Origin of the sequence: Ramlibacter pallidus, assembly GCF_015070875.1 — a bacterium.
Lineage (GTDB): Bacteria > Pseudomonadota > Gammaproteobacteria > Burkholderiales > Burkholderiaceae_C > Ramlibacter > Ramlibacter pallidus.
Genome location: NZ_JADDIV010000001.1, coordinates 397,901 through 421,609, shown reverse-complemented (window position 1 = coordinate 421,609; position 23,709 = coordinate 397,901). Strand labels below are relative to the sequence as shown.

The following is a 23,709-nucleotide window of genomic DNA, read 5'->3' as shown; positions in this document are numbered from 1 at the left end:
ACCGCGGCAGCCGCCCCGGCCCCCGCCCCGGCCGTCGCTGCCGCGCCGGCTGCGGCGACACCTGCCCCCGCCAAGAAATGATGGCCAGCCTCCACCAGACCCCAGCAGGATCGGACTGAAACATGGCTACGCAAGCAATCCAACAGCCGGCCGTTCCCTTCCAGGAACGCATCGCGGCGCAATTCCGCGGGCTGAACCCGAACGACCCGGCGTCCTGGCCGCTGGTGCCCAAGCTGGCCCTGTGCGCCGGCGTCGCCGCCGCCATCGTGGCGGCGCTGTGGTTCGTCTGGCTCACGGACTCGGCGACCGAACTCGACACCGAGCAGCAGAAGGAAGTCGCCCTGCGCACCGAGTACCAGAAGAAGGTCGCGCAGGCCGTGAACCTGGACGCCCTGCGCAAGCAGCGCGAGCAGGTGCAGCAGTACGTGACCCAGCTCGAGAAGCAGCTGCCCAGCAAGGCGGAGATGGACGCGCTGCTTTCCGACATCAACCAGGCCGGCCTGGGCCGCAGCCTGTCCTTCGAGCTGTTCCGCCCGGGCAGCGTGAGCGTCAAGGAGTACTACGCCGAACTGCCCATCACCCTGAAGGTGACCGGCCGCTTCCATGACATCGGGTCCTTCGCGTCCGACATCGCGCACCTTTCGCGGATCGTGACGATGCACAACCTGGACATGACCGCGGGCCGGGATGAAACGATCACCCTGGACGCTACCGCGCGCACCTATCGCTACCTGGACAAGGACGAAGTGGACGCGCAGCGCAAGGCGACGAAGGGCGGTAACAAATGATGCACAAGCTCCCGATCGTGCTGGCCGCGTGCAGCGTGCTCGCCGCCTGCAGCTTCGGCGAACACGAGGAACTGCAGGAATGGATGCGGCAGGAACGCGCGGCGACCAAGCCGCAGGTGCAGCCCATCCCGGAACCCAAGCAGTTCACGCCCCAGGCGTACACCCAGGAGACGGCGGTGTCCCCGTTCAGCGCGCAGAAGCTGACGGCGGCCTTGAAGCGCGACTCGCAGCAGGCGGGCACCGCCAGCGCGGCGTTGCTGGCCCCCGAGATGAACCGCCGCAAGGAGCCGCTGGAGGCCTTCCCCCTGGACGCCATGGCGATGGTCGGCAGCCTGATGAAGCAGGGCCAGCCGGTGGCCCTGGTCAAGGTGGACAACCTCCTGTACCAGGTGAAGCCGGGCAACTACCTGGGCCAGAACTACGGCCGGATCACCAAGGTCGGCGAGACCGAGGTGGTGCTGCGCGAACTGGTACAGGACGCAGCCGGCGAATGGATCGAGCGAACCGCGACACTGCAACTGCAGGAGAAGTCCAAATGAAGAAACAAAACGAGTGGAGTTGGCGTTCCCTTCTGGCCGCGGCAGCGGTCGTGGCGACCGCGTGGGCGGCCCCGGCGCAGGCTGCGCCGCAGGTCGAGAACATCGCGGGCTCCCTGCAGGGAGGCGTCGAGGTCATACGGGTCGAGTTCTCCGAACCCCTCACGGGCCTGCCCGCGGGATTCGTGATCCAGTCGCCTCCCCGGATCGCGCTGGACGTGCTCGGCGCCACCAACGCGATGGGACGCAACGCGGTCGACCTCAACGTCGGCAACGTGCGCTCGGTCAACGTGGTGCAGTCGGGCGACCGTGCGCGCATCGTCGTGAACCTCAAGACGCCCACCAACTACCGCACGCAGATCGACGGCAAGTCGCTGCTGGTCACCCTCGACCCGCAGGCGCAGTCGGCCGCGGCCACGACGCCCGCCCCGGCGGCGCCGGCCTTCGCGGAAAGCCGCAACCGTGACCCGCAGCCGCTGCGCGACCTCGACTTCCGCCGCGGCCCGGACGGCTCCGGCCGCGTCATCGTCGACCTGCCGAGCAACCAGGTCGGCGTCGACATCCGCCAGCAGGGCACCCAGCTCGTGGTGGAGTTCCTGAAGTCGACGCTGCCGGAAGGCCTGCGCCGCCGGATGGACGTGACCGACTTCGGCACGCCGATCTCCACCGTCACCACCGCGCAGCAGGGTGACCGCGTGCGCATGGTCATCGAGCCGCGCGGCGCCTGGGAGCACAGCGCCTACCAGTCCGACAACCAGTTCGTCGTGGAAGTGCGCACCCAGCGCCAGGACCCGAACAAGCTGACGCAGGGCCCCGGCTACAGCGGCGAGAAGCTGTCGCTGAACTTCCAGAACATCGAAGTGCGCTCGCTGCTGCAGGTGATCGCCGATTTCACCAACTTCAACATCGTCACCTCGGACTCCGTCACCGGCGCCGTCACGCTGCGCCTGAAGGACGTGCCCTGGGACCAGGCGCTGGACATCATCCTGCAGGCCAAGGGCCTGGGCATGCGCCGCGGCGGCAACGTGCTGTGGATCGCCCCGAAGGATGAAATCGCCGCCCGCGAGAAGCAGGAGCTCGAAGCCAACGCCGCGAACCAGAGCCTGGAGCCGGTGCGCACCCAGGCCTTCCAGCTGAACTACACCAAGGCGGCCGACGTTGCCGTCCAACTGACCGGCACCGGCGCCTCGCGGATCCTGAGCGCCCGCGGCAGCGCCATCGCCGAGCCGCGGACCAACCAGCTGTTCGTGACGGACGTGTCGACCAAGCTCGAACAGGTCCAGCAGCTGATCACCCGCCTGGACATCGCGGTGCGCCAGGTCCTGATCGAGGCCCGCATCGTGGAAGCGTCGGACACCTTCGGCAAGTCGCTGGGCGCGCGCCTGGGCTTCGTCGACCTGCGCACCAGCAACCCCATCGGCGGCACGCCCGGCTACGGGCTCGGCGGCCAGCGCGGCACCTTCACCGGCTCCTACGACGCCGTGTCGGCGCAGTCGGGTTCGCTCGAACGCGACGCGGAGACGTTCAACCAGAACAACACCAAGTTCGTCAACCTGCCTTCCGCCGGCGCGGGCGGCTTCGCCCCGGCCAACTTCGCCGTCGCCATCTTCGGATCCTCGGCGAGCCGCTTCCTCGCGCTGGAACTGTCGGCCCTCGAAGCCGACGGCAAGGGCAAGCTGGTGTCCAGCCCGCGCATCGTGACGGCGGACCAGACCAAGGCGCTGATCGAGCAGGGCACGGAGTTCCCGTACCAGCAGGCGACCTCCAGCGGCGCGACCTCGGTGGCGTTCCGCCGGGCGACGCTGAAGCTGGAAGTCACGCCGCAGATCACGCCGGAAGGCAACATCATCCTGGACCTGGACATCAACAAGGACAGCCGGGGCGAGACCACCGCCGCGGGCATCGCGATCAACACGAAGCACATCCGCACGCAGGTGCTGGTGGAGAACGGCGGCACGGTCGTGATCGGCGGCATCTTCGAGCTGGCCGAGAGCGAGAGCGAGGCGCGCGTTCCGCTGCTGGGCGACATCCCGATCGCCGGCAACCTGTTCAAGAACCGGAACCGCACCACCAACAAGCAGGAAATGCTGGTCTTCATCACCCCGAAGATGGTGACGGACCGCGCCGTGGGCGCCGCGCGCTGACCGGAAGGTCCGCGCAGCTGCCGCCTTGATCCTCAGTCTCGTCGGCATGCCCGGCAGTGGGAAATCCACTGTCGGGCGCCAGCTTTCCAGGCGGCTCGGGCTGCCTTTCTTCGATTCCGACCAGCTGATCGAGCAGCGCCTGGGCTGCAGCATCCGCGAGTACTTCGCGCGCGAGGGCGAGGCCGCCTTCCGCGACGTGGAGGAGCAGGTGCTCGCCACGCTCGCCCAGGGCGGGCACGCGGTGGTGGCCACCGGCGGCGGCGCGGTGCTGCGGGAAGCCAACCGGCGCCACCTGCGGGATGCGGGCCGGGTGATCTACCTGCGCTCGACGCCCGACGAACTGTTCCGCCGCCTGCGGCACGACACGCAGCGGCCGCTGCTGCAAGTGGTCGATCCCCTGGCGCGCCTGCGCACCATGTACGCGGAACGCGACCCCCTGTACCGCGAAGCGGCGCACTTCCAGATCGAGACGGGGCGGCCGTCGGTGCCGACCCTGGTCAACATGATCGTCATGCAGCTGGAGCTGGCCGGCGTGCTTCCGCTGGCGCCGTAAACTCGGCGCATGCCAGCCCCGAACCCCGGAACCTCCCAGCAGGTGCGCATCGCGCTGGGCGACCGCAGCTACGACATCGCCATCGGTACCGGCCTGCTGTCGCAACCGGCGGCATGGGAAGGCCTGCCCCGCGCGGCGGCCGCCCTCATCGTCACCAACACCACGGTAGGCCCGCTGTACGCCGCGCAGCTTCGCGCCGCGCTGGTCCCGCATTACCGGCAGGTGCACGAAGCGGTGCTGCCCGACGGCGAAGCGCACAAGGACTGGCAGACGCTGAACCAGGTGTTCGACGCGCTGCTCTCGCACGGCTGCGACCGCAAGACCGTGGTGTTCGCGCTGGGCGGCGGGGTCGTCGGCGACATGGCCGGTTTTGCCGCCGCCAGCTACATGCGCGGCATCCCCTTCGTGCAGGTGCCGACCACGCTGCTGGCGCAGGTCGACTCGTCGGTGGGCGGCAAGACGGCGATCAACCATCCCCTCGGCAAGAACATGATCGGCGCCTTCTACCAGCCGGCGCGGGTGGTGTGCGACCTCGACACCCTGGCGACGCTGCCGGAGCGCGAACTCGCCGCGGGCCTGGCCGAAGTGATCAAGTACGGGCCGATCGCCGACATGGCGTTCCTCGGGTGGATCGAAGCCAACATCGACGCGCTGCTGCGCCGCGATGCCGCGGCGCTGGCGCACGCGGTGCGCCGCAGCTGCGAGATCAAGGCGTACGTCGTCGGCCAGGACGAACGCGAGGCAGGCCTGCGCGCCATCCTCAATTTCGGCCACACCTTCGGCCATGCCATCGAGGCGGGCCTCGGCTTCGGCGAGTGGCTCCACGGCGAGGCCGTGGGCTGCGGCATGGTGATGGCGCTGCAGCTCTCGCGCCGGCTCGGCCTGGTCGACGCGGCCTTCGCGGACCGCGTGACGCGGCTCGTCGCGAAGGCGGGCCTGCCCACCCGTGGTCCGGACCTCGGCGCCGACCGCTACCTCGAACTGATGCGCGTGGACAAGAAGTCGGAGGCGGGCGAGATCCGCTTCGTGGTGATCGAGTCGCCGGGCCGCGCCGGCGTGCGCGGAGCGCCGGACGACCTGGTGCGGCAGGTGCTCGCCGACTGCACGCGCTGAGCCGCGCCGCCATGTCCCTTGCGCCCTTCGCCTGCGACCCGGCGGCTTCGCGCGGCCGCCGGCACCCCGAGCCGCTGCCGCCGACGCGCACCGACTTCCAGCGCGATCGCGACCGCATCGTGCATTCCACCGCGTTCCGGCGCCTCGTCTACAAGACGCAGGTGTTCCTGAACCACGAGGGTGACCTGTTCCGCACGCGCCTGACGCATTCCATCGAGGTCGCGCAGCTGGCGCGCTCGATCGCGCGGCCGCTGGGGCTGAACGAGGACCTGGTGGAGGCGATCGCGCTTGCGCACGACCTCGGGCACACGCCCTTCGGCCACGCCGGCCAGGACGCCCTGAACGCCTGCATGGCCGGCCACGGCGGCTTCGAGCACAACCTGCAGAGCCTGCGCGTGGTCGACGCGCTCGAGGAACGCTATCCGGAGTTCGACGGCCTCAACCTGTGCTTCGAGACCCGCGAAGGCATCCTCAAGCACTGCTCCTGCGCGAACGCGGAGCGGCTCGAGCGCGACGAACCCGGCGGCGTCGGCCGCCGCTTCATCGACCGCACGCAGCCCTCGCTGGAGGCGCAGCTGTGCAACCTGGCCGACGAGATCGCCTACAACGCGCACGACATCGACGACGGCGTGCGGTCCGGCCTGATCACGCTGGAGCAGGTCGCCGAGGTGCCGCTGTTCGGGCGCCATTGCGAGCAGGCGCGGCGTGACCACCCGCACCTGCAGGGGCGGCGCCTGCTGTACGAGGCGATCCGCCGCATGCTGAGCGCGCTGGTGTACGACGTGATCGCCGCCTCCGGCAGCGCCTTGCGCCGCGCACAACCCGCGAGCGCCGACGCCGTGCGCGCCCTGCCGCCGATCGTTTGCTTCAGCCCCGAAACCCGCAACGCGTCGGCGCAGCTCAAGAGCTTCCTCTTCCGCGACCTGTACCGGCACCCGCGCGTGACCGAGACGACGGGACAGGCGCAGGAAGTGGTGCGCGAGCTGTTCGAGCGCTATCTCGCGCAGCCCTCGGAGATGCAGGCCGGGTTCGCTGCACGCAGCGACACGCCGCGCGCGGTGGCCGACTACATCGCCGGCATGACGGACCGCTACGCGCTGCGCGAGCATGAACGCCTGACCGGCCGGCGGCTGCTGGCCACGACGCAGTGACGCAGCGCGCCGCACTTGTCGTCGTGCTGGCCGGCATCAGCGCCGCCCTCCACATCGGCAAGCTGCCGCCCGCCTTGCCGGTGCTGGGCGACAGCCTCGGCGTGACCCTGGTGCAGGCGGGTTTCCTGCTCTCGCTGGTGCAGCTCGCGGGCATGACGCTGGGGCTGGCGATGGGAGCGGCCGCCGATACGCTCGGTCCCCGCCGCACGATGATCGCCGGGCTGCTGGTGCTGTCTCTCGCCAGCGTGCTCGGCGCCTTCGCCACCACGCCGCAGGCGTTGCTCGCCCTGCGCGCGCTGGAGGGGGCCGGATTCCTGCTGGCTTCCTTGCCTGCGCCCGGCCTCATTCGCCGGCTCGTGGAACCGGCGGGCCTGAGTTCCATGCTGGGCCTGTGGGGTGCGTACATGCCGTTCGGCACGGCGGGCGCATTGCTGGCCGGCCCCGCGTTCATCGTGGCGTTCGGCTGGCCCGCCTGGTGGTGGCTGCTCGGGGGCCTCTCCTTCGCCATGGCCATCGTGCTGTGGGCGGCGGTGCCCGCGGCGGCGGACCTGCGGAATGCGGCGGCCTCCGGCGCGGGCGGGGCGGGCGTCCGCATCCTGCGGACCGTGCGCTCGCGCGGTCCCTGGCTGGCATCGCTCGCGTTCGCCGTGTATTCCGCGCAATGGCTCGCGGTGATCGGCTTCCTCCCCACGATCTATGCGCAGGCGGGACTGGCGACCGGCTACGCGGCACCGGCCACCGCGCTCGCCGCGGCCGTGAACATGGCCGGCAACATCGCCTCGGGGCGGCTGCTGCAGCGCGGGGTGCCGGCGCCCGTACTGCTGCAGGTCGGCTACGTCGCCATGGCCACCGGCGCGGTGGTGGCGTTCGCCCCCTGGGGCGAAGCGGGAACCGCGCAGGCCCTGTTGCGCTATGCCGGCGTGCTGGTCTTCTCCAGCGTGGGCGGACTCATTCCCGGCACGCTCTTTTCCCTGGCCGTGCGCGTGGCGCCGGACGACGGCACCGTCTCCACCACGGTCGGCTGGATGCAGCAATGGTCGTCGATCGGGCAGTTCGCCGGCCCGCCCGTCGCCGCGTGGGCCGCCGCGCGCGCGGGCGGCTGGCACGTGACCTGGTGGGTGACCGGGGCCTGCGCCCTGGCCGGCATGGCGATCGCGTGGGGGATCTCCCGCTTCCTCGCGGGTCACCCGCAGCGCGCGGCGGCGCCGGCGGGACGCGCCTCGTAAAATCCGTCCATGGCCGATCCTGAACGCGCGGTGGCCGACACGCGCCGCTGGCTCGAGCGCGCGGTGGTCGGGCTGAACCTGTGCCCCTTTGCGAAGGCGGTGCTCGCCAAGGGCCAGGTGCATTTCGCCGTGACCGGCGCCGGGGAAGCGCCCGCGGTCCTCGAGGATTTCGAACGCGAGCTGCAGGACCTGCTGGCGCGGCCGCCGGCCGAGCGTGACACCACGCTGCTGGTCATCCCGCACGGCATGGACGATTTCCTGGCGTTCCTCGACCTCGCCGGGCGCGCCGAGCGCCTGGTGCGCAAGCGCGGCCACGAAGGCGTGGTGCAGGTCGCGAGTTTCCATCCGCGCTTCGTGTTCGCCGGCACCGCGGAAGACGACATCACCAACTTCACCAATCGCGCACCGTACCCGACGCTGCACCTCCTGCGCGAGGCCAGCATCGACCGCGCGGTGGCGGCCTTCCCGGACGCTGCCGCCATCTACGAAGCGAACATGGAGACGCTGCGCCGGCTGGGCCCCGAAGGCTGGCACGCGCTCGACGTGGGAGCCCGCGCATGAAGGGCCGGGAGAAGGGGACGGAGGACCTCGGGCTGCGGCCGGGCCAGTCCGTCGAACTGCTGCAGGAACTGCACATCCTCACGCGCGAGGGCCGCCTGAACCAGGACTCGCGGCGCAAGCTGAAGCAGGTGTACCACCTGTACCAGTTCATCGAGAAGCTGCTGCTGGAGCTCCCGGAACAGGCGGGCCACCCGACGTTGGCGGACCACGGCGCGGGCAAGTCCTACCTGGGCTTCATCCTCTACGACCTGTTCTTCAGGCCGCGCGGCGATGGCCACATCTACGGCATCGAGACGCGGGCCGAACTGGTGGAGGAGTCGCGCGCGCTCGCGGCGCGGCTCGGGTTCGATCGCATGAGCTTCCTGCACCTGAGCGCGGCGGAAGCCGCCGACGCGCAGCAACTGCCTGCGCAGGTCGACGTGGTGACGGCGCTGCACGCCTGCGACACGGCCACGGACGATGCCATCGCCTTCGGTCTGCGCAAGCAGGCGAGATTCATGGTGCTGGTGCCCTGTTGCCAGGCCGAGGTGGCCAGCGCGCTGCGGGAGCAGAAGGCGATTGCGCTGGCGCGCACGCCGCTGTCGGAGCTGTGGCGGCACCCCCTGCACACCCGCGAGATCGGCAGCCAGGTCACGAACGTGCTGCGTTGCCTCTACCTGGAGGCCATGGGCTACCAGGTGACGGTCACCGAACTGGTCGGCTGGGAGCACTCGCTCAAGAACGAGCTGATCCTGGCGCGCTGGACGGGCCAGCGCAAGCGCGCGGCGGCGGAGCGCTTGCGCGCGATCCTCGCGGAGTTCGGCATCGCTGCGCTCGAGGCGCGCCGCTACCCCGGCCTGCCCGCTGCGCCTACTGCGCCGGAGGCGCGGACGGCGGATCCTTCGGACGCGTCCGCTTGACGGCGGACAGGATGCCGATGCCGAACAGGATCACGGCGCCGATCAGGATGTAGACCTGCGGCACACCGGCGACCATCGCACCCCAGGCCAGACCTGCGATGACGATGATGAAGCCGAGCATGTAGAGCGCGAACGACATGGGACCTTCTCCTTCTGGGGTCCGCATTCTTGCGGCCGAGGCAGAGCGGGGCGTGTAGTCGCCGGCCGCGTCGCGCCGTCGGAATCGGGGTCAGATTCCAATTAACATCGCGCGCATGGCACGCCTCCCGCGCTTGACGGTTCCCGGCTACCCGCACCACATCATCCAGCGGGGCAACAACCGGCAGGCGATCTTCGGCAGCCCGGCGGACTATGAGCTGCTGCTGTCCCTCATCGACGAGCACGCCCGCAAGCAGCAGGTCGCCGTCCATGCCTACGTGCTGATGAGCAACCACTTCCACCTGCTCGCCACGCCGGAGACCGCGGAGGGCATCCCGCAGATGATGCAGGCGGTCGGCCGCCGCTATGTCCGCAACTTCAACCTGCGCCAGGCGCGGACGGGCACGCTCTGGGAAGGCCGCTACAAGTCCAATCTGATCCAGGCGGAGCGCTACCTGTTGGCATGCATGGTCTACATGGACCTGAACCCGGTGCGCGCCGGGATGGTGGCGGACCCTGCCGACTACCCTTGGTCCAGCCATGCCCACTACATCGGCCGCCGTTCCGATCGCCTCATCACGCCGCACCCGCTCTATTGGGAGCTGGGCAACACGCCGTTCGCGCGCGACCAGGCCTACGGAGACCTGGTGCGCGCCGGGGTGTCCGATGAACAGAAGCGCGCACTCACCGACTCCGCCTTGCGAGGCTGGGCTCTGGGCGAGACGGACTACGTGGCTGATCTCCAGCGGCGAACGGATCGGCGGGTGAGCCGCGCCCAGCCGGGACGGCCGCGCGTGAGGGCGGTTGATCTGTCCCCGATTAAGGAGTGACACGAAGTGTGGCGGCCTGAATTGGAATCTGACCCCAATTATTCTGCTTGGCGAGCGCAGGCCGCTGCGATACCCTCGGGTTTTCCCCGAACGCCCAGAGGTGCGCGCCATGACGACGGCTGCCGAGATCGCCCATTTGCAAGAACAAGGCCTGTACACGGGCGCCAACGAGCATGACGCCTGCGGCGTCGGCTTCGTGGCGCACATCAAGGGCGAGAAGAGCCACAACATCGTTCGCCAGGCGCTGAAGATCCTGGAGAACCTGGACCACCGCGGAGCGGTGGGCGCGGACAAGCTGATGGGCGACGGCGCCGGCATCCTGCTGCAACTGCCGGACGCGCTGTACCGCGAGGAGATGGCGAAGCAGGGCGTGGAACTGCCGCCGCCCGGCGAGTACGGCGTCGGCATGATCTTCCTGCCCAAGGAACACGCGTCCCGCCTGGCCTGCGAGCAGGAGATGGAACGCGCGATCCGCGCCGAAGGCCAGGTGCTGCTGGGTTGGCGCGACGTGCCCGTCGACGCCGAGATGCCCATGTCGCCCGCCGTGCGCAAGAAGGAGCCGATCATCCGCCAGGTGTTCGTCGGCCGCGGCAACGACGTGATCGTGCAGGACGCGCTGGAGCGCAAGCTGTACGTGATCCGCAAGACGGCCAGCGCCGCCATCCAGCGCCTGCGCCTGAAGCACAGCAAGGAATACTACGTTCCCAGCTTCTCCAGCCGCACCATCATCTACAAGGGCCTGCTGCTGGCCGACCAGGTCGGCGTGTACTTCAAGGACCTGCAGGACGCGCGCTGCGTCTCCGCGCTGGGCCTGGTGCACCAGCGCTTCTCCACCAACACCTTCCCCGAGTGGCCGCTGGCGCACCCTTACCGCTACGTCGCGCACAACGGCGAGATCAACACCGTCAAGGGCAACTACAACTGGATGAAGGCGCGCGAGGGCGTGATGTCCTCGCCGGTGCTGGCCGCGGACCTGAAGAAGCTGTACCCCATCAGCTTCCCCGACCAGTCCGACACCGCCACCTTCGACAACTGCCTCGAACTGCTGACGATGGCGGGCTACCCGCTCGCGCAGGCCGTGATGATGATGATCCCCGAGCCGTGGGAGCAGCACACGCTGATGGACGAGCGCCGCAAGGCCTTCTACGAGTACCACGCGTCGATGCTGGAGCCGTGGGACGGCCCCGCTTCCATCGTGTTCACCGACGGCCGCCAGATCGGCGCAACGCTGGACCGCAACGGCCTGCGTCCCTCGCGCTACTGCGTGACCGACGACGACCTGGTGATCATGGCTTCGGAATCCGGCGTGCTGCCGGTCCCGGAGAACCGCATCGTGCGCAAGTGGCGCCTGCAGCCGGGCCGCATGTTCCTGATCGACCTGGAGCAGGGCCGCATGATCGACGACGAGGAGCTCAAGGCCTCCCTCGCCAACGCCAAGCCCTACAAGCAGTGGATCGAGAACCTGCGCATCCGCCTCGACGACCTGTCGCAGACGGCCGGTGACGCGCCCCAGAACAACGTCGAGCTGCTGGACCGCCAGCAGGCCTTCGGCTACACGCAGGAAGACATCAAGTTCCTGATGTCGCCCATGGCGCAGGCCGGCGAGGAGGGCATCGGCTCGATGGGCAACGACAGCCCGCTGGCCGTGCTGTCCGACAAGAACAAGCCGCTGTACAACTACTTCAAGCAGCTTTTCGCGCAGGTGACGAACCCGCCGATCGACCCGATCCGCGAGGCGATCGTAATGTCGCTCGTGTCCTTCATCGGCCCCAAGCCGAACCTGCTGGACATCAACCAGGTCAACCCGCCGATGCGGCTCGAAGTGAGCCAGCCGATCCTCGACTTCGCCGACATGCAGAAGCTGCGCGAGATCGAGAAGCACACGCACGGCAAGTTCCGCAGCTACACGCTGGACATCACCTATCCGCTGGGCTGGGGCCACGAGGGTGTGGAAGCCAAGCTGGCGTCGCTCAACGCGGAAGCGGTCGACGCGCTGCGCAGCGGCCACAACATCCTGATCATCAGCGACCGCGGCGTGTCGCCGACCCAGGTGGCGATCCCCGCGCTGCTGGCACTGTCCTCCATCCACCAGCACCTGGTGCGCGAGGGCCTGCGCACGACGGCCGGCCTGGTGGTCGAGACCGGCTCCGCCCGCGAAGTCCATCACTTCGGGGTGCTGGCCGGCTACGGCGCCGAAGCCGTGCACCCGTACCTGGCGATGGAGACGCTGGTCTCCATCCACAAGGACCTGCCGGGCGACCTGAACCCCGAAAAGGCGATCTACAACTACATCAAGGCGGTCGGCAAGGGCCTGTCGAAGATCATGTCCAAGATGGGCGTGTCGACGTACATGTCCTACTGCGGCGCGCAGCTGTTCGAGGCGATCGGCCTGAACAGCGACACGATCGAGAAGTACTTCACCGGCACCGCCAGCCGCGTCGAGGGCATCGGCGTCTTCGAGATCGCCGAGGAAGCGATCCGCCTGCACCGTGCGGCCTTCGGCGGCGACCCGGTGCTCGCCTCCATGCTGGACGCCGGCGGCGAGTACGCCTGGCGGAACCGCGGCGAAGAGCACATGTGGACGCCCGACGCGATCGCCAAGCTGCAGCACAGCGCGCGCGCCAACAACTGGAACACGTACAAGGAGTACGCCCAGATCATCAACGACCAGAGCCGCCGCCACATGACGCTGCGCGGCCTGTTCGAGTTCCGCGTGGATCCCTCCAAGGCCATCCCGGTCGACGAGGTCGAATCCGCCAAGGACATCGTCAAGCGCTTCGCCACCGGCGCCATGTCGCTCGGCTCGATCTCGACCGAGGCGCATGCGACCCTGGCGATCGCCATGAACCGCATCGGCGGCAAGAGCAACACGGGAGAAGGCGGCGAGGATCCGGCGCGCTACCGCCAGGAGCTGAAGGGCATCCCGATCCAGACCGGCCAGACGATGGCGCAGATCATCGGCGAGGACGTGGTCGAGGTCGACATCCCGCTGCAGGCCGGCGATTCGCTGCGCTCGCGCATCAAGCAGGTGGCGTCCGGCCGCTTCGGCGTGACGGCGGAGTACCTCGCGTCCTCCGACCAGATCCAGATCAAGATGGCGCAGGGCGCCAAGCCGGGCGAGGGCGGCCAGCTGCCCGGCGGCAAGGTGTCGAAGTACATCGGCAAGCTGCGCTACTCCGTGCCCGGCGTGGGCCTGATCTCGCCGCCGCCGCACCACGACATCTATTCGATCGAGGACCTGGCGCAGCTGATCCACGACCTGAAGAACGTGGCGACGCATGCGTCCATCAGCGTCAAGCTCGTGTCGGAAGTCGGCGTGGGCACCATCGCCGCCGGCGTCGCCAAGTGCAAGGCCGACCACGTGGTGATCGCCGGCCACGACGGCGGCACGGGCGCTTCGCCCTGGTCGTCGATCAAGCACGCCGGCTCGCCCTGGGAGATCGGCCTGGCCGAGACCCAGCAGACGCTGGTGCTGAACCGCCTGCGCGGGCGCATCCGCGTGCAGGCCGACGGCCAGATGAAGACCGGCCGCGACGTCGTGATCGGCGCGCTGCTGGGCGCGGACGAATTCGGCTTCGCCACCGCGCCGCTGGTGGTGGAGGGCTGCATCATGATGCGCAAGTGCCACCTGAACACCTGCCCGGTGGGCGTGGCCACGCAGGACCCGGTGCTGCGCAAGAAGTTCCAGGGCAAGCCGGAACACGTCGTCAACTACTTCTTCTTCGTCGCCGAGGAAGTGCGCCAGATCATGGCGCAGCTGGGCATCCGCAAGTTCGACGAGCTGGTGGGCCGCAGCGACCTGCTGGACACGCGCAAGGGCATCGCCCACTGGAAGGCGCGCGGCCTCGACTTCAGCCGCCTGTTCGCGCAGCCCAAGGTGCCCGCCGACGTGCCCCGCTTCCATTGCGAAGAGCAGGACCACCGCCTCGAGAAGAGCCTCGACCGCGTGCTGATCGAGAAGTCGCGCGCGGCCATCGAGCGCGGCGAGCGCGTGCAGTTCATGGAGGTGGCGCGCAACGTCAACCGTTCGGTGGGCGCCATGCTCTCCGGCGCGCTGACCAAGGTGCACCCGGAAGGACTGCCAGACGACACGCTGCGCATCCAGCTGGAAGGCACGGGGGGCCAGTCCTTCGGCGCCTTCCTGGCGCATGGCATCACGCTGTACCTGATCGGCGACGCCAACGACTACACCGGCAAGGGGCTGTCCGGCGGCCGCGTGATCGTGCGCCCCAGCATCGACTTCCGCGGCGAAGCGACGCGCAACATCATCATCGGCAACACTGCGCTGTACGGCGCGACCTCCGGCGAGGCCTTCTTCAGCGGCGTGGCCGGCGAGCGCTTCGCCGTGCGCCTCTCGGGTGCGACCGCGGTGGTCGAAGGCACGGGCGACCACGGCTGCGAATACATGACCGGCGGCACCGTGGTGGTCCTGGGCAAGACCGGCCGCAACTTCGCGGCCGGCATGTCGGGCGGCATCGCCTACGTCTACGACGAGGACGGCAAGTTCGCCAGCCGCTGCAACACCGCGATGGTGTCGCTGGAGCGCGTGGGCAGCACCGCCGAACAGCAGGCTTCGGCCGGCCGGACCAAGCTGCACCGCGACCAGAGCGACGAGGCCCTGCTCAAGAAGCTGCTGGAAGACCACAACCGCTGGACCGGCAGCCGCCGCGCCCGCGAACTGCTGGACGACTGGGCCGGCGCCCGCACGAAGTTCGTGAAGGTGTTCCCGAACGAGTACAAGCGCGCCCTGGCCGAGATGTACGAGCGCGAGGTGGAGCTGGCCAGCGCCGGCACCAACCAGGAAGTGGCGATGCCCGCCGAACCCGTGGCGGCGAAATAGGCCCACCCCCGAAGCGCCTTCGGCGCCTCCCCCTCAAGGGGGCGCCACCAGCGGCCCGGCAAAGCCGGTTCCGCGGTGGCCCCCGGATGGAACAACCGAGAACGAGAGCTAGCTATGGGAAAAGTCACCGGCTTCATGGAGTTCGAGCGCATCGAGGAGGGGTACAAGCCCGTCCCCGAGCGCCTGAAGCACTACAAGGAATTCGTCGTCGGCCTCGACAACCAGCAGGCCAAGGTGCAGGCGGCGCGCTGCATGGACTGCGGCACGCCTTTCTGCAACTCGGGCTGCCCGGTCAACAACGTCATCCCGGACTTCAACGACCTGGTGTACCGCCAGGACTGGAAGGACGCCTGGACGGTGCTGGACTCCACCAACAACTTCCCGGAGTTCACCGGCCGCATCTGCCCGGCGCCGTGCGAAGCCGCCTGCACGCTGAACTACAACGACGAGCCGGTCGGCATCAAGTCGCTGGAGCACGCGATCATCGACCGCGCCTGGGAACACGGCTGGGTGCAGCCGCGAGTGGCGCGCATCAAGACCGGCAAGAAGGTCGCGGTGGTGGGCTCCGGCCCGGCCGGCATGGCGGCGGCGCAGCAGCTGGCGCGCGCCGGCCATGACGTCACCCTGTTCGAGAAGAACGACCGCGTCGGCGGCCTGCTGCGCTACGGCATCCCCGACTTCAAGATGGAGAAGCACCACATCGACCGCCGGGTCGAGCAGATGAAGGCCGAAGGCGTGACGATCCGCACGGGCGTCATGGTGGGCGAGCTGCCCAAGGGCTCCAAGGTCACCAACTGGGCGAAGGAAACGATCGCGCCGAAGCAGTTGCAGGAGCAGTTCGACGCGGTGCTGCTCACCGGCGGCGCCGAGCAGTCGCGCGACCTGCCCGTGCCCGGCCGCGACCTCGACGGCGTGCACTTCGCCATGGAGTTCCTGCCGCAGCAGAACAAGGTGAACGCCGGGGACAAGCTCAAGGGCCAGATCCGGGCCGACGGCAAGCACGTCATCGTGATCGGCGGCGGCGACACCGGCAGCGACTGCGTGGGCACGAGCAACCGCCACGGCGCCGCCAGCGTCGTGCAGTTCGAGCTGATGCCGCAGCCGCCCGAGGAGGAGGACAAGCCGCTGACCTGGCCCTACTGGCCGTACAAGCTGCGCACCAGCTCCTCGCACGAGGAAGGCGTCCAGCGCGAGTTCGCCATCGCCACGAAGGAGTTCGTCGGCGCGAACGGCAAGGTCACGGGCCTGAAGACGGTGCACGTGGAGATGAAGGACGGCAAGTTCGTCGAGATCCCCGGCACCGAGAAGGAATACAAGGCGGACCTGGTGCTGCTGGCGATGGGCTTCGTCAGCCCGGTGCAGACCATCCTGGAGGGCTTCGGCATCGAGAAGGATGCCCGCGGCAACGCCAGGGCCACGACGGATTTCCATGGCGGCTACGCCACCAGCGTGCCCAAGGTCTTCGCCGCGGGCGACATCCGGCGCGGTCAATCCCTGGTGGTGTGGGCGATCCGGGAAGGCCGACAGGCGGCGCGCTCGGTCGACGAGTTCCTCATGGGATTCTCCGACCTGCCGCGATAAAGCCACACGCGCGGCCGCCGGCACGGCCGGGCTCAGGCCGGCCTGAGTCAAAGCACCTATCATCCGTGGCTTTCAGCTCCCGGCCGGCTCCCCGGCCGATCCTCCCCGGATGACCGAACCCGACCCCAGCGCGCTGGTCGAATGCCGCAACGTGAGCTTCGGCTACGACCAGCGCCGCATCCTCGATGACCTCAGCTTCACCGTGCCCCGCGGCAAGGTGACTGCGCTCATGGGGGCGTCGGGCGGGGGCAAGACCACCGTCCTGCGGCTGGTCGGCGGGCAGGTCCGGCCGCAGGGCGGCGCGGTGCTGTTCGACGGCGAGGACGTCGGCGGCATGGACAGTGCCGGCCTGTACCGCGTGCGCCGCCGCATGGGCATGCTGTTCCAGTTCGGCGCGCTGTTCACCGACCTCTCGGTGTTCGACAACGTGGCCTTCCCGTTGCGCGAGCACTCCGGGCTGCCGGAGAACCTGATCCGCGACATCGTGCTGATGAAGCTCAACGCCGTGGGGCTGCGCGGCGCGCGCGACCTGATGCCCAGCCAGGTTTCGGGCGGCATGGCCCGGCGCGTCGCGCTCGCGCGGGCGATCGCGCTCGACCCCGACCTGGTGATGTACGACGAACCGTTCGCGGGACTGGACCCGATCTCGCTCGGCACCGCCGCGCAACTGATCCGGCGGCTGAACGACACGCTCGGCATCACCAGCATCGTCGTCTCGCACGACCTGGAAGAGACCTTCCGCATCGCCGACCGCGTCATCATCCTGGCGAACGGCAAGATCGCCGCGCAGGGCACACCGCAGGAGGTACGCGGCTCCGTCGACCCGCTGGTGCACCAGTTCGTGCACGCGGAGCCGGAAGGCCCGGTGCACTTCCACTATCCCGGTCCCTCGGTCAACGAAGACTTCAGCGAGGGCCTGAAATGACCTGGTGGAACCCCGCCGACGTCGGCTTCGCCACGCGCCGCAAGCTGGTCGACATCGGCCATGCCACGCGCCTGCTGCTGCGCCTCCTGTCCCTGGTGGGACCCACGTTCGCGCGCGGCAAGCTGCTGCGTGACCAGGTCCATTTCCTCGGCAACTTTTCACTGGCGATCATCGGGGTGTCCGGCCTGTTCGTCGGCTTCGTGCTGGCGCTGCAGGGCTACTACATCCTGCAGCGTTATGGTTCGTCGGAGGCGCTGGGCCTGATGGTGGCGCTCAGCCTCGTGCGCGAACTGGGGCCGGTGGTCACCGCGCTGCTGTTCGCCGGTCGCGCCGGAACGTCGCTCACCGCCGAGATCGGGCTCATGAAGGCCGGCGAGCAGCTTTCCGCCATGGAGATGATGGCCGTCGACCCCGTGCAAAGGATCCTGGCGCCGCGCTTCTGGGGCGGCGTCATCGTGATGCCGCTGCTCACCGCGGTGTTCAGCGCCGTCGGCATCCTCGGCGGCTACCTGGTGGGGGTCATGCTGATCGGCGTGGACCCCGGCGCCTTCTGGAGCCAGATGCAGGGGGGCGTCGACGTGTTCAAGGACGTCGGCAACGGCGTCATCAAGAGCCTGGTGTTCGGCACCGCGGTGACGTTCATCGCCGTGCTGCAGGGCTACGAGGCCAAGCCGACGCCGGAAGGCGTGTCGCGCGCGACGACCCGCACGGTCGTCGTCGCGTCGCTGGCCGTGCTCGCCCTCGATTTCGTGCTGACCGCGATGATGTTCAGCATCTAGAGCAGGCTCCGCGGCGGCACTGGGAAGAAAGATTGGAGTACTGAAATGGAACGGAACAAGAACGACGTCTGGGTCGGGCTCTTCGTGCTCATCGGCGCGGCCGCGCTGGTGTTCCTGGCGCTGCAGGCGGCCAACCTGCTGTCGCTGAGCTTCCAGTCGACCTATGCCCTGGCCGCGAAGTTCGACAACATCGGCGGCCTGAAGCCCGGCGCGGCGGTCAAGAGCGCCGGTGTGGTCGTCGGGCGTGTGGAATCCATCACGTTCGACGACAAGTCCTTCCAGGCCCGGGTGGGGCTGGCGATGGAAAATCGTTACCAGTTCCCCAAGGACAGCTCGCTGAAGATCCTCACGAGCGGTCTCCTGGGTGAGCAATACATCGGGATCGAGGCGGGCGCTGACGACAAGCCGCTGGCCGCCGGCGATACCATCACCACCACGCAATCCGCGGTCGTACTGGAAAACCTGATCGGGCAGTTCCTCTACAACAAGGCGGCGGAAGGCCCACCGGCCACGAATCCAGGGACGCAGAAGAAATGAAACTTGTCCGCTCGCAGGCGCGCCGCGCGCCCGCCGCGCTGCTGCTGGCGCTCACGCTCGCCGTGCTGCAGGGCTGCGCCACCACCGGCACGCAGTCCGCGTCGTACAACCCGCGGGATCCGTGGGAGCCGTTCAACCGCGGGGTCACCGAATTCAACGAGGGCGTCGACCGCGTGCTGCTCAAGCCGACGGCGACGTTCTACCGCGAGACGGTGCCGCCGCTGGTCCGCACCGGTGTGTCGAACTTCTTCAGCAACCTCGGCGACGCCTGGTCCGCCGTCAACAGCCTGCTGCAGTTCCGGCTGCAGGACGCCGAGGAAAGCGTCGCGCGCTTCCACATCAACACCTTCTTCGGCGTGTTCGGCATCTTCGACGTCGCCAGCGACCTGAACATCGAGAAGCACCGCGAGGACTTCGGCCAGACGCTGGGGCGCTGGGGCGTGCCCGCCGGCCCTTACCTGGTGCTGCCGCTGCTCGGACCCTCGACCCTGCGCGACACCGCCGCGCTCCCGGTGGACTGGCAGGGCGACCTGCTGCGCCAGGTCGACCCCGCCGGCGCCCGCAACACGCTCAACGCCGTGCGGATCGTCGACCGGCGTTCCAACCTCCTGCGCGTGAGCAACGTGCTGGACGAGGCTTCGCTCGACCGCTATTCCTTCACGCGCGACGCCTACCTGCAGCGCCGCCGCGCCGAGATCGACCGGTTCCAGGACGACCGCGAAGTGCCGCCACCGCTGCCCGACGAGTCGGCGGCGCCCGCGGACGCCCCGGCCGCGCCGGGCGCCCGCCCGCCGCAGCGCGCTCCGGCGCAGTGAGGCGGTTGCACGCTGTTGCCTTGCCGCTCCCGCCGGCTGAACTCCCCGTGACGGCCGCGTTCCAAGAACAGTCCGGGTCCGCCCGGCAGAAAAGGATGCAGATGAAACGACGTTCCCTCGTCCAGCTGGCCGCCGGCCTCCTGGCCACCAGCCTGTTCGCCGCCCCGCTGGCGTTCGCCCAGTCCGCCGACGAAGCCCCCGACGTGATGATCAAGCGGCTGTCCGACGACGTGCTGGCGGCCATCCGCAGCGACGCCTCCGTGAAGTCCGGGGACATCAACCGGGTGATGACGCTGGTCGACACGAAGATCATGCCGAACGTGAACTTCCAGCGCATGACGTCCTCCGCGGTCGGTCCGGCCTGGCGGCAGGCCACGCCCGACCAGCGCCAGAAGCTGCAGCAGGAGTTCAAGACGCTGCTGGTGCGCACCTACTCCGGCGCGCTGGCGCAGGTGTCGGACGAGCAGGTCTCGATGAAGCCGCTGCGCGCCGCGCCCGGCGACACGGACGTCGTCGTGCGCAGCGAGATCCGCGGCCGCGGCGAGCCGATCCAGCTGGAATACCGCCTGGAAAAGACGCCCCAGGGCTGGAAGATCTACAACCTGAACGTGCTGGGCGTGTGGCTGGTGGAGACCTACCGCAGCCAGTTCGCGCAGGAGATCAACGCCAAGGGCGTCGACGGGCTGATCGCCTCGCTGTCCGAGCGCAACCGCGCCAACAACAACCGCAAGGGCTGATGCCCGTGCTGGTGCTGCCGACCGAGCTGACGCACGCCACGGCCACCGCCTGTTGCCGGATGCTGGCGCAGGCGCTGCGGTCCGACCCGGCCGGGCACGCCGTGGCCGACGCGTCGGCGTTGCGGCAGTTCGATTCGTCCGCGCTCGCCGTGCTGCTGGAATGCCGGCGCGAGGCGCTGGCGCTGGGCAAGACTTTCTCCGTGGCGCAGCTGCCGCCGCGGCTGCGCGAGCTCGCCGGCCTCTACGGCGTCGGCGAACTGCTGCCGCCGGCGGCGTAGGGGCACTGGCGCCGGGCCGGGCGCCTGCGGGGTGGACCGGTAAAATGTCCGGTTGCCCATGCCCGCCATCTCCTTCCAGTCCGTCTCCAAGACCTATTCCACTCCCCGCGGCAGCTTCCAGGCCCTCGACCAGGTGGGCTTCGACATCGAGGAAGGCGAGTTCTTCGGCCTCCTCGGCCCCAACGGCGCCGGCAAGACCACCCTGATCAGCATCCTCGCCGGCTTGGTGCGCGCCACGTCCGGGCGGGTGGTGGTGCGCGGCCACGACGTCCAGAAGGACTACGCGCAGGCCCGGCGCCAGCTCGGCGTGGTGCCGCAGGAGCTGGTGTTCGACCCCTTCTTCACCGTGCGCGAGGCGCTGCGCATCCAGTCCGGCTACTTCGGAGTGAAGAACAACGACGACTGGATCGACGAACTGCTCGCCAGCCTGGGGCTCGCGGACAAGGCGCAGTCCAACATGCGCCAGCTGTCGGGCGGCATGAAGCGCCGCGTGCTGGTGGCGCAGGCGCTGGTGCACCGCCCGCCGGTGATCGTGCTCGACGAACCGACGGCGGGCGTCGACGTGGAACTGCGCCAGACCCTGTGGCAGTTCATCGCCAAGCTGAACCGCCAGGGGCACTCGGTCCTGCTCACCACGCACTACCTGGAAGAAGCCGAGGCGCTCTGCAGCCGCATCGCGATGCTCAAGGCCGGCAAGGTGGTGGCGCTGGAGCGCACCAGCGAACTGCTGAAGGCCGCGTCGAGCAACGTGCTGCGCTTCAAGCTCGACGGACCGTTGCCGGCGGAGTTCGAAGGCAAGGCGCGCGTCACCGGGCGCATCGTGCAGTTGCCGGCGCACGACGCCCACGAGATCGAGCAGCACCTGGCGGTGATCCGCCAGGCCGGCCTGCGGGTGGAGGACGTCGAGATCCGCAAGGCGGACCTGGAGGACGTGTTCATCGACGTGATGGGCGCGGGCCGCGCCGAAGGAGCTATGGCATGACGGGGTGGCAGACGCTCCTGTACAAGGAAGTGCTGCGCTTCTGGAAGGTGGCCTTCCAGACCGTGGCCGCGCCCGTGCTCACCGCGCTGCTGTACCTGCTGATCTTCGGGCACGTGCTGTCCGGGCAGGTGAAGGTGTACGACAGGATCGAGTACACCGCCTTCCTGGTGCCGGGGCTCGTCATGATGAGCGTGCTGCAGAACGCCTTCGCCAACAGCTCCTCGTCGCTGATCCAGAGCAAGATCATGGGCAACCTGGTCTTCATCCTGCTCACGCCGCTGTCGCACTGGAGCTGGTTCATCGCCTACGTCGGCTCCTCGGTTGCCCGCGGTCTGTGCGTCGGCCTGGGCGTCTTCCTCGTCACCGTGTGGTTCACGCAGGTGACCTTCGCCGCGCCGCTGTGGATCCTCACCTTCGCCGTCCTCGGCGCAGGCATGCTGGGCGCGCTGGGTCTCATCGCCGGGCTGTGGGCCGAGAAGTTCGACCAGATGGCGGCCTTCCAGAATTTCGTGATCATGCCGATGACCTTCCTGTCCGGCGTGTTCTATTCGATCCACTCGCTGCCGGCCTTCTGGCAGCAGGTGAGCCACCTCAATCCGTTCTTCTACATGATTGACGGCTTCCGCTACGGCTTCTTCGGCGTGAGCGACGTGTCGCCCTGGCTGAGCCTGGCGATCGTGGGGGGCGCGATGCTGGCTGTCAGCGCCATCGCCGTCCACCTGCTTCGCATCGGCTACAAGATCCGCAGCTGAAGCCGCCTACGCTGCCCGCTCATGACCGCCCAGGAACTGCAAGCCCTCATCGCCTCCGGCCTCAACTGCGAACACGTCGAGGTGGACGGCGACGGCCGCCACTGGCAGGCGGTGATCGTGTCAGCCGAGTTCGCCGGAATGCGTGCAGTCCAGCGGCATCAGCGCGTCTACGCCACCCTTGGTGCGAGAATGCACACCGACGAGGTACATGCCTTGTCGATGAAGACTTTTACGCCCGAGGAATGGGCCAAAACCCCACACTGACACGCCCATGGACAAGCTCTTGATTCGCGGCGGCCGGCCGCTGCGCGGGGAAATTCGCATCTCGGGCGCCAAGAACGCGGCGCTGCCGGAGCTGTGCGCGGCGCTGCTCACGCCCGAGACGATGACCTTGCGCAACATCCCGCGTCTGCAGGACGTGGCGACGATGCTCAAGCTCATCCGCAACATGGGTGCGACGGCCGAGTTCAGCCCCGACGGCACCGTCGTGATCGAATCGCGCGAACTACATTTCCCCGAGGCCCCGTACGAAATGGTGAAGACCATGCGGGCGGCGGTGCTCGCGCTCGGCCCGCTGCTGGCGCGCTTCGGCGAGGCGACGGTGTCGCTGCCGGGCGGCTGCGCCATCGGCGCCCGCCCGGTCGACCAGCACATCAAGGGCCTGGAGAAGATGGGCGCCGAGATCGTGATCGAGCACGGCTACATGATCGCCAAGCTGCCCAAGGGCTGGACGCGCCTGAAGGGCGCGAACATCCGCACCGACATGATCACGGTGACCGGCACCGAGAACTTCATGATGGCCGCCGCCCTCGCGGAAGGCGAGACCGTGCTGGAGAACGCGGCCATGGAGCCGGAGATCACCGACCTGGGCGAGATGCTCAACGCCATGGGCGCCAAGGTCACGGGACACGGCACGTCGGAGATCCGCATCCAGGGCGTGGAGAAGCTCCACGGCGCCACGCACAAGGTGGTCTCCGACCGCATCGAGTGCGGCACCTTCCTGTGCGCCGTCGCGGCGACCGGCGGTGACGTGCTGCTGAAGGACGGCCGCGCCGAGCACCTCGAGGCGGTCATCGACCTGCTCAAGGCCGCCGGTGCCGAGGTGCAGGCCGTCGAGGGCGGCATCCGGGTGCGCTCCGAAGGGCGCCTGGAGGCCCAGAGCTTCAAGACCACCGAGTACCCGGGCTTCCCCACCGACATGCAGGCGCAGTTCATGGCGCTCAACTGCATCGCCGAGGGCGACTCCAAGATCACCGAGACGATCTTCGAGAACCGCTTCATGCACGTCAGCGAGCTGATGCGCATGGGCGCGCGCATCGACGTCGACGGCAAGGTTGCCATCACCCACGGGGTGGAGCGCCTGTCGGGCGCCATCGTCATGGCGACCGACCTGCGGGCCTCGGCCAGCCTCGTGATCGCCGGCCTGGTGGCCGACGGTGAAACCATGGTCGACCGCATCTACCACCTGGACCGCGGCTACGAGCAGATGGAAGCCAAGCTGCGCGAGCTGGGCGCGGACATCGAGCGGGTGAAATAGGTCCCCC

At 68.8% G+C, this 23,709-nt stretch carries 23 protein-coding genes; 22 read left to right on the top strand and 1 reads right to left on the bottom strand.

Annotation, left to right across the window (positions count from 1 at the left end):
* Window positions 1-122 precede the first annotated feature (122 nt).
* From IM787_RS02115 to IM787_RS02075, 9 genes are read left to right on the top strand one after another with little or no spacing between them, the layout of a single operon-like run.
* Window positions 123-788, top strand: a complete 666-nt coding sequence (locus IM787_RS02115; protein ID WP_193674974.1) for a type IV pilus inner membrane component PilO — start codon at window positions 123-125, stop codon at window positions 786-788.
* Entirely contained in the window at window positions 785-1,327 is a 543-nt protein-coding gene (locus tag IM787_RS02110; RefSeq protein WP_193674973.1) for a pilus assembly protein PilP, read from the top strand. The genes IM787_RS02115 and IM787_RS02110 overlap by 4 nt, the downstream gene beginning before the upstream one ends.
* A complete protein-coding gene (locus IM787_RS02105) occupies window positions 1,324-3,468 on the top strand; it encodes a type IV pilus secretin PilQ (protein WP_193674972.1) in 2,145 nt (714 codons plus the stop codon). The genes IM787_RS02110 and IM787_RS02105 overlap by 4 nt, the downstream gene beginning before the upstream one ends.
* Before the next feature lie 25 nt (window positions 3,469-3,493).
* Window positions 3,494-4,021, top strand: coding sequence for a shikimate kinase (locus IM787_RS02100; protein ID WP_193674971.1), 528 nt, complete (start codon window positions 3,494-3,496; stop codon window positions 4,019-4,021).
* Between the two features lie 9 nt (window positions 4,022-4,030).
* A complete protein-coding gene (aroB, locus tag IM787_RS02095; RefSeq protein ID WP_193674970.1) occupies window positions 4,031-5,134 on the top strand; it encodes a 3-dehydroquinate synthase in 1,104 nt (367 codons plus the stop codon).
* A gap of 11 nt (window positions 5,135-5,145) precedes the next feature.
* Window positions 5,146-6,285 carry a deoxyguanosinetriphosphate triphosphohydrolase gene (locus IM787_RS02090; protein ID WP_193674969.1) on the top strand — a complete coding sequence of 380 codons (1,140 nt, stop codon included), beginning with the start codon at window positions 5,146-5,148 and terminating at the stop codon, window positions 6,283-6,285.
* Window positions 6,282-7,511 (top strand): MFS transporter, encoded by a 1,230-nt coding sequence (locus IM787_RS02085; RefSeq protein WP_193674968.1) that lies wholly within the window; start codon window positions 6,282-6,284, stop codon window positions 7,509-7,511. Before IM787_RS02090 ends, IM787_RS02085 begins: the two co-directional genes overlap by 4 nt.
* A gap of 9 nt (window positions 7,512-7,520) precedes the next feature.
* Window positions 7,521-8,072, top strand: a complete 552-nt coding sequence (locus IM787_RS02080; RefSeq protein ID WP_193674967.1) for a DUF1415 domain-containing protein — start codon at window positions 7,521-7,523, stop codon at window positions 8,070-8,072.
* Window positions 8,069-8,971 carry a class I SAM-dependent methyltransferase gene (locus IM787_RS02075; protein ID WP_193674966.1) on the top strand — a complete coding sequence of 301 codons (903 nt, stop codon included), beginning with the start codon at window positions 8,069-8,071 and terminating at the stop codon, window positions 8,969-8,971. The genes IM787_RS02080 and IM787_RS02075 overlap by 4 nt, the downstream gene beginning before the upstream one ends.
* Here IM787_RS02075 and IM787_RS02070 read toward each other — a convergent pair.
* A complete protein-coding gene (locus IM787_RS02070) occupies window positions 8,922-9,110 on the bottom strand; it encodes a hypothetical protein (RefSeq protein ID WP_193674965.1) in 189 nt (62 codons plus the stop codon). The two genes, IM787_RS02075 and IM787_RS02070, sit on opposite strands and share 50 nt — an antisense overlap.
* A gap of 115 nt (window positions 9,111-9,225) precedes the next feature.
* Here IM787_RS02070 and IM787_RS02065 point away from each other — a divergent pair, with 115 nt between their 5' ends.
* The 13 genes from IM787_RS02065 (at window position 9,226) to murA (ending at window position 23,702) form a co-directional block, all read left to right on the top strand.
* The gene (locus tag IM787_RS02065; RefSeq protein WP_193674964.1) at window positions 9,226-9,939 is read left to right on the top strand and encodes a transposase; all 714 of its coding nucleotides are present in this window, start codon (window positions 9,226-9,228) and stop codon (window positions 9,937-9,939) included.
* A 109-nt stretch (window positions 9,940-10,048) separates the two neighbouring features.
* Window positions 10,049-14,779, top strand: coding sequence for a glutamate synthase-related protein (locus tag IM787_RS02060; protein ID WP_193674963.1), 4,731 nt, complete (start codon window positions 10,049-10,051; stop codon window positions 14,777-14,779).
* A gap of 114 nt (window positions 14,780-14,893) precedes the next feature.
* Window positions 14,894-16,360 (top strand): glutamate synthase subunit beta, encoded by a 1,467-nt coding sequence (locus IM787_RS02055; protein WP_193674962.1) that lies wholly within the window; start codon window positions 14,894-14,896, stop codon window positions 16,358-16,360.
* 109 nt (window positions 16,361-16,469) lie between these two features.
* Window positions 16,470-17,285, top strand: a complete 816-nt coding sequence (locus tag IM787_RS02050; protein WP_193674961.1) for an ABC transporter ATP-binding protein — start codon at window positions 16,470-16,472, stop codon at window positions 17,283-17,285.
* Complete coding sequence (gene mlaE / locus IM787_RS02045) at window positions 17,282-18,064, top strand: lipid asymmetry maintenance ABC transporter permease subunit MlaE (RefSeq protein WP_193674960.1); 783 nt, start codon at window positions 17,282-17,284, stop codon at window positions 18,062-18,064. The genes IM787_RS02050 and mlaE overlap by 4 nt, the downstream gene beginning before the upstream one ends.
* Before the next feature lie 45 nt (window positions 18,065-18,109).
* Complete coding sequence (gene mlaD / locus IM787_RS02040) at window positions 18,110-18,601, top strand: outer membrane lipid asymmetry maintenance protein MlaD (protein WP_193674959.1); 492 nt, start codon at window positions 18,110-18,112, stop codon at window positions 18,599-18,601.
* A complete protein-coding gene (locus IM787_RS02035; RefSeq protein WP_193674958.1) occupies window positions 18,598-19,416 on the top strand; it encodes an MlaA family lipoprotein in 819 nt (272 codons plus the stop codon). The genes mlaD and IM787_RS02035 overlap by 4 nt, the downstream gene beginning before the upstream one ends.
* Window positions 19,417-19,511: 95 nt before the next feature.
* Window positions 19,512-20,153: an MlaC/ttg2D family ABC transporter substrate-binding protein gene (locus IM787_RS02030; protein WP_435531134.1), complete on the top strand. Its 642-nt coding sequence runs from the start codon at window positions 19,512-19,514 to the stop codon at window positions 20,151-20,153.
* A 5-nt stretch (window positions 20,154-20,158) separates the two neighbouring features.
* A complete protein-coding gene (locus IM787_RS02025; protein ID WP_193675496.1) occupies window positions 20,159-20,431 on the top strand; it encodes an STAS domain-containing protein in 273 nt (90 codons plus the stop codon).
* A gap of 58 nt (window positions 20,432-20,489) precedes the next feature.
* Window positions 20,490-21,413 carry an ABC transporter ATP-binding protein gene (locus IM787_RS02020; RefSeq protein ID WP_193674956.1) on the top strand — a complete coding sequence of 308 codons (924 nt, stop codon included), beginning with the start codon at window positions 20,490-20,492 and terminating at the stop codon, window positions 21,411-21,413.
* On the top strand, window positions 21,410-22,165 hold the full coding sequence (locus tag IM787_RS02015; RefSeq protein ID WP_193674955.1) for an ABC transporter permease: 756 nt from the start codon (window positions 21,410-21,412) through the stop codon (window positions 22,163-22,165). Before IM787_RS02020 ends, IM787_RS02015 begins: the two co-directional genes overlap by 4 nt.
* Window positions 22,166-22,186: 21 nt before the next feature.
* Window positions 22,187-22,429, top strand: coding sequence for a BolA family protein (locus IM787_RS02010; protein WP_193674954.1), 243 nt, complete (start codon window positions 22,187-22,189; stop codon window positions 22,427-22,429).
* Window positions 22,430-22,436: 7 nt separating this feature from the next.
* Window positions 22,437-23,702 (top strand): UDP-N-acetylglucosamine 1-carboxyvinyltransferase, encoded by a 1,266-nt coding sequence (gene murA, locus IM787_RS02005; RefSeq protein ID WP_193674953.1) that lies wholly within the window; start codon window positions 22,437-22,439, stop codon window positions 23,700-23,702.
* Window positions 23,703-23,709: the final 7 nt, after the last annotated feature.

Excerpts from the sequence above, each read along its gene's own strand:
- IM787_RS02090 (WP_193674969.1), top strand. The coding sequence starts at position 5,146 with ATGTCCCTTGCGCCCTTCGCCTGCGACCCGGCGGCTTCGCGCGGCCGC.
- IM787_RS02065 (WP_193674964.1), top strand. The coding sequence starts at position 9,226 with ATGGCACGCCTCCCGCGCTTGACGGTTCCCGGCTACCCGCACCACATC.
- IM787_RS02110 (WP_193674973.1), top strand. The coding sequence starts at position 785 with ATGATGCACAAGCTCCCGATCGTGCTGGCCGCGTGCAGCGTGCTCGCC.
- IM787_RS02035 (WP_193674958.1), top strand. The coding sequence starts at position 18,598 with ATGAAACTTGTCCGCTCGCAGGCGCGCCGCGCGCCCGCCGCGCTGCTG.
- IM787_RS02050 (WP_193674961.1), top strand. The coding sequence starts at position 16,470 with ATGACCGAACCCGACCCCAGCGCGCTGGTCGAATGCCGCAACGTGAGC.
- IM787_RS02080 (WP_193674967.1), top strand. The coding sequence starts at position 7,521 with ATGGCCGATCCTGAACGCGCGGTGGCCGACACGCGCCGCTGGCTCGAG.
- IM787_RS02105 (WP_193674972.1), top strand. The coding sequence starts at position 1,324 with ATGAAGAAACAAAACGAGTGGAGTTGGCGTTCCCTTCTGGCCGCGGCA.
- IM787_RS02060 (WP_193674963.1), top strand. The coding sequence starts at position 10,049 with ATGACGACGGCTGCCGAGATCGCCCATTTGCAAGAACAAGGCCTGTAC.
- IM787_RS02075 (WP_193674966.1), top strand. The coding sequence starts at position 8,069 with ATGAAGGGCCGGGAGAAGGGGACGGAGGACCTCGGGCTGCGGCCGGGC.
- mlaD (WP_193674959.1), top strand. The coding sequence starts at position 18,110 with ATGGAACGGAACAAGAACGACGTCTGGGTCGGGCTCTTCGTGCTCATC.
- murA (WP_193674953.1), top strand. The coding sequence starts at position 22,437 with ATGGACAAGCTCTTGATTCGCGGCGGCCGGCCGCTGCGCGGGGAAATT.
- IM787_RS02020 (WP_193674956.1), top strand. The coding sequence starts at position 20,490 with ATGCCCGCCATCTCCTTCCAGTCCGTCTCCAAGACCTATTCCACTCCC.
- IM787_RS02055 (WP_193674962.1), top strand. The coding sequence starts at position 14,894 with ATGGGAAAAGTCACCGGCTTCATGGAGTTCGAGCGCATCGAGGAGGGG.
- aroB (WP_193674970.1), top strand. The coding sequence starts at position 4,031 with ATGCCAGCCCCGAACCCCGGAACCTCCCAGCAGGTGCGCATCGCGCTG.
- IM787_RS02070 (WP_193674965.1), bottom strand. The coding sequence starts at position 9,110 with ATGTCGTTCGCGCTCTACATGCTCGGCTTCATCATCGTCATCGCAGGT.
- IM787_RS02010 (WP_193674954.1), top strand. The coding sequence starts at position 22,187 with ATGACCGCCCAGGAACTGCAAGCCCTCATCGCCTCCGGCCTCAACTGC.
- mlaE (WP_193674960.1), top strand. The coding sequence starts at position 17,282 with ATGACCTGGTGGAACCCCGCCGACGTCGGCTTCGCCACGCGCCGCAAG.
- IM787_RS02115 (WP_193674974.1), top strand. The coding sequence starts at position 123 with ATGGCTACGCAAGCAATCCAACAGCCGGCCGTTCCCTTCCAGGAACGC.
- IM787_RS02030 (WP_435531134.1), top strand. The coding sequence starts at position 19,512 with ATGCAGATGAAACGACGTTCCCTCGTCCAGCTGGCCGCCGGCCTCCTG.
- IM787_RS02015 (WP_193674955.1), top strand. The coding sequence starts at position 21,410 with ATGACGGGGTGGCAGACGCTCCTGTACAAGGAAGTGCTGCGCTTCTGG.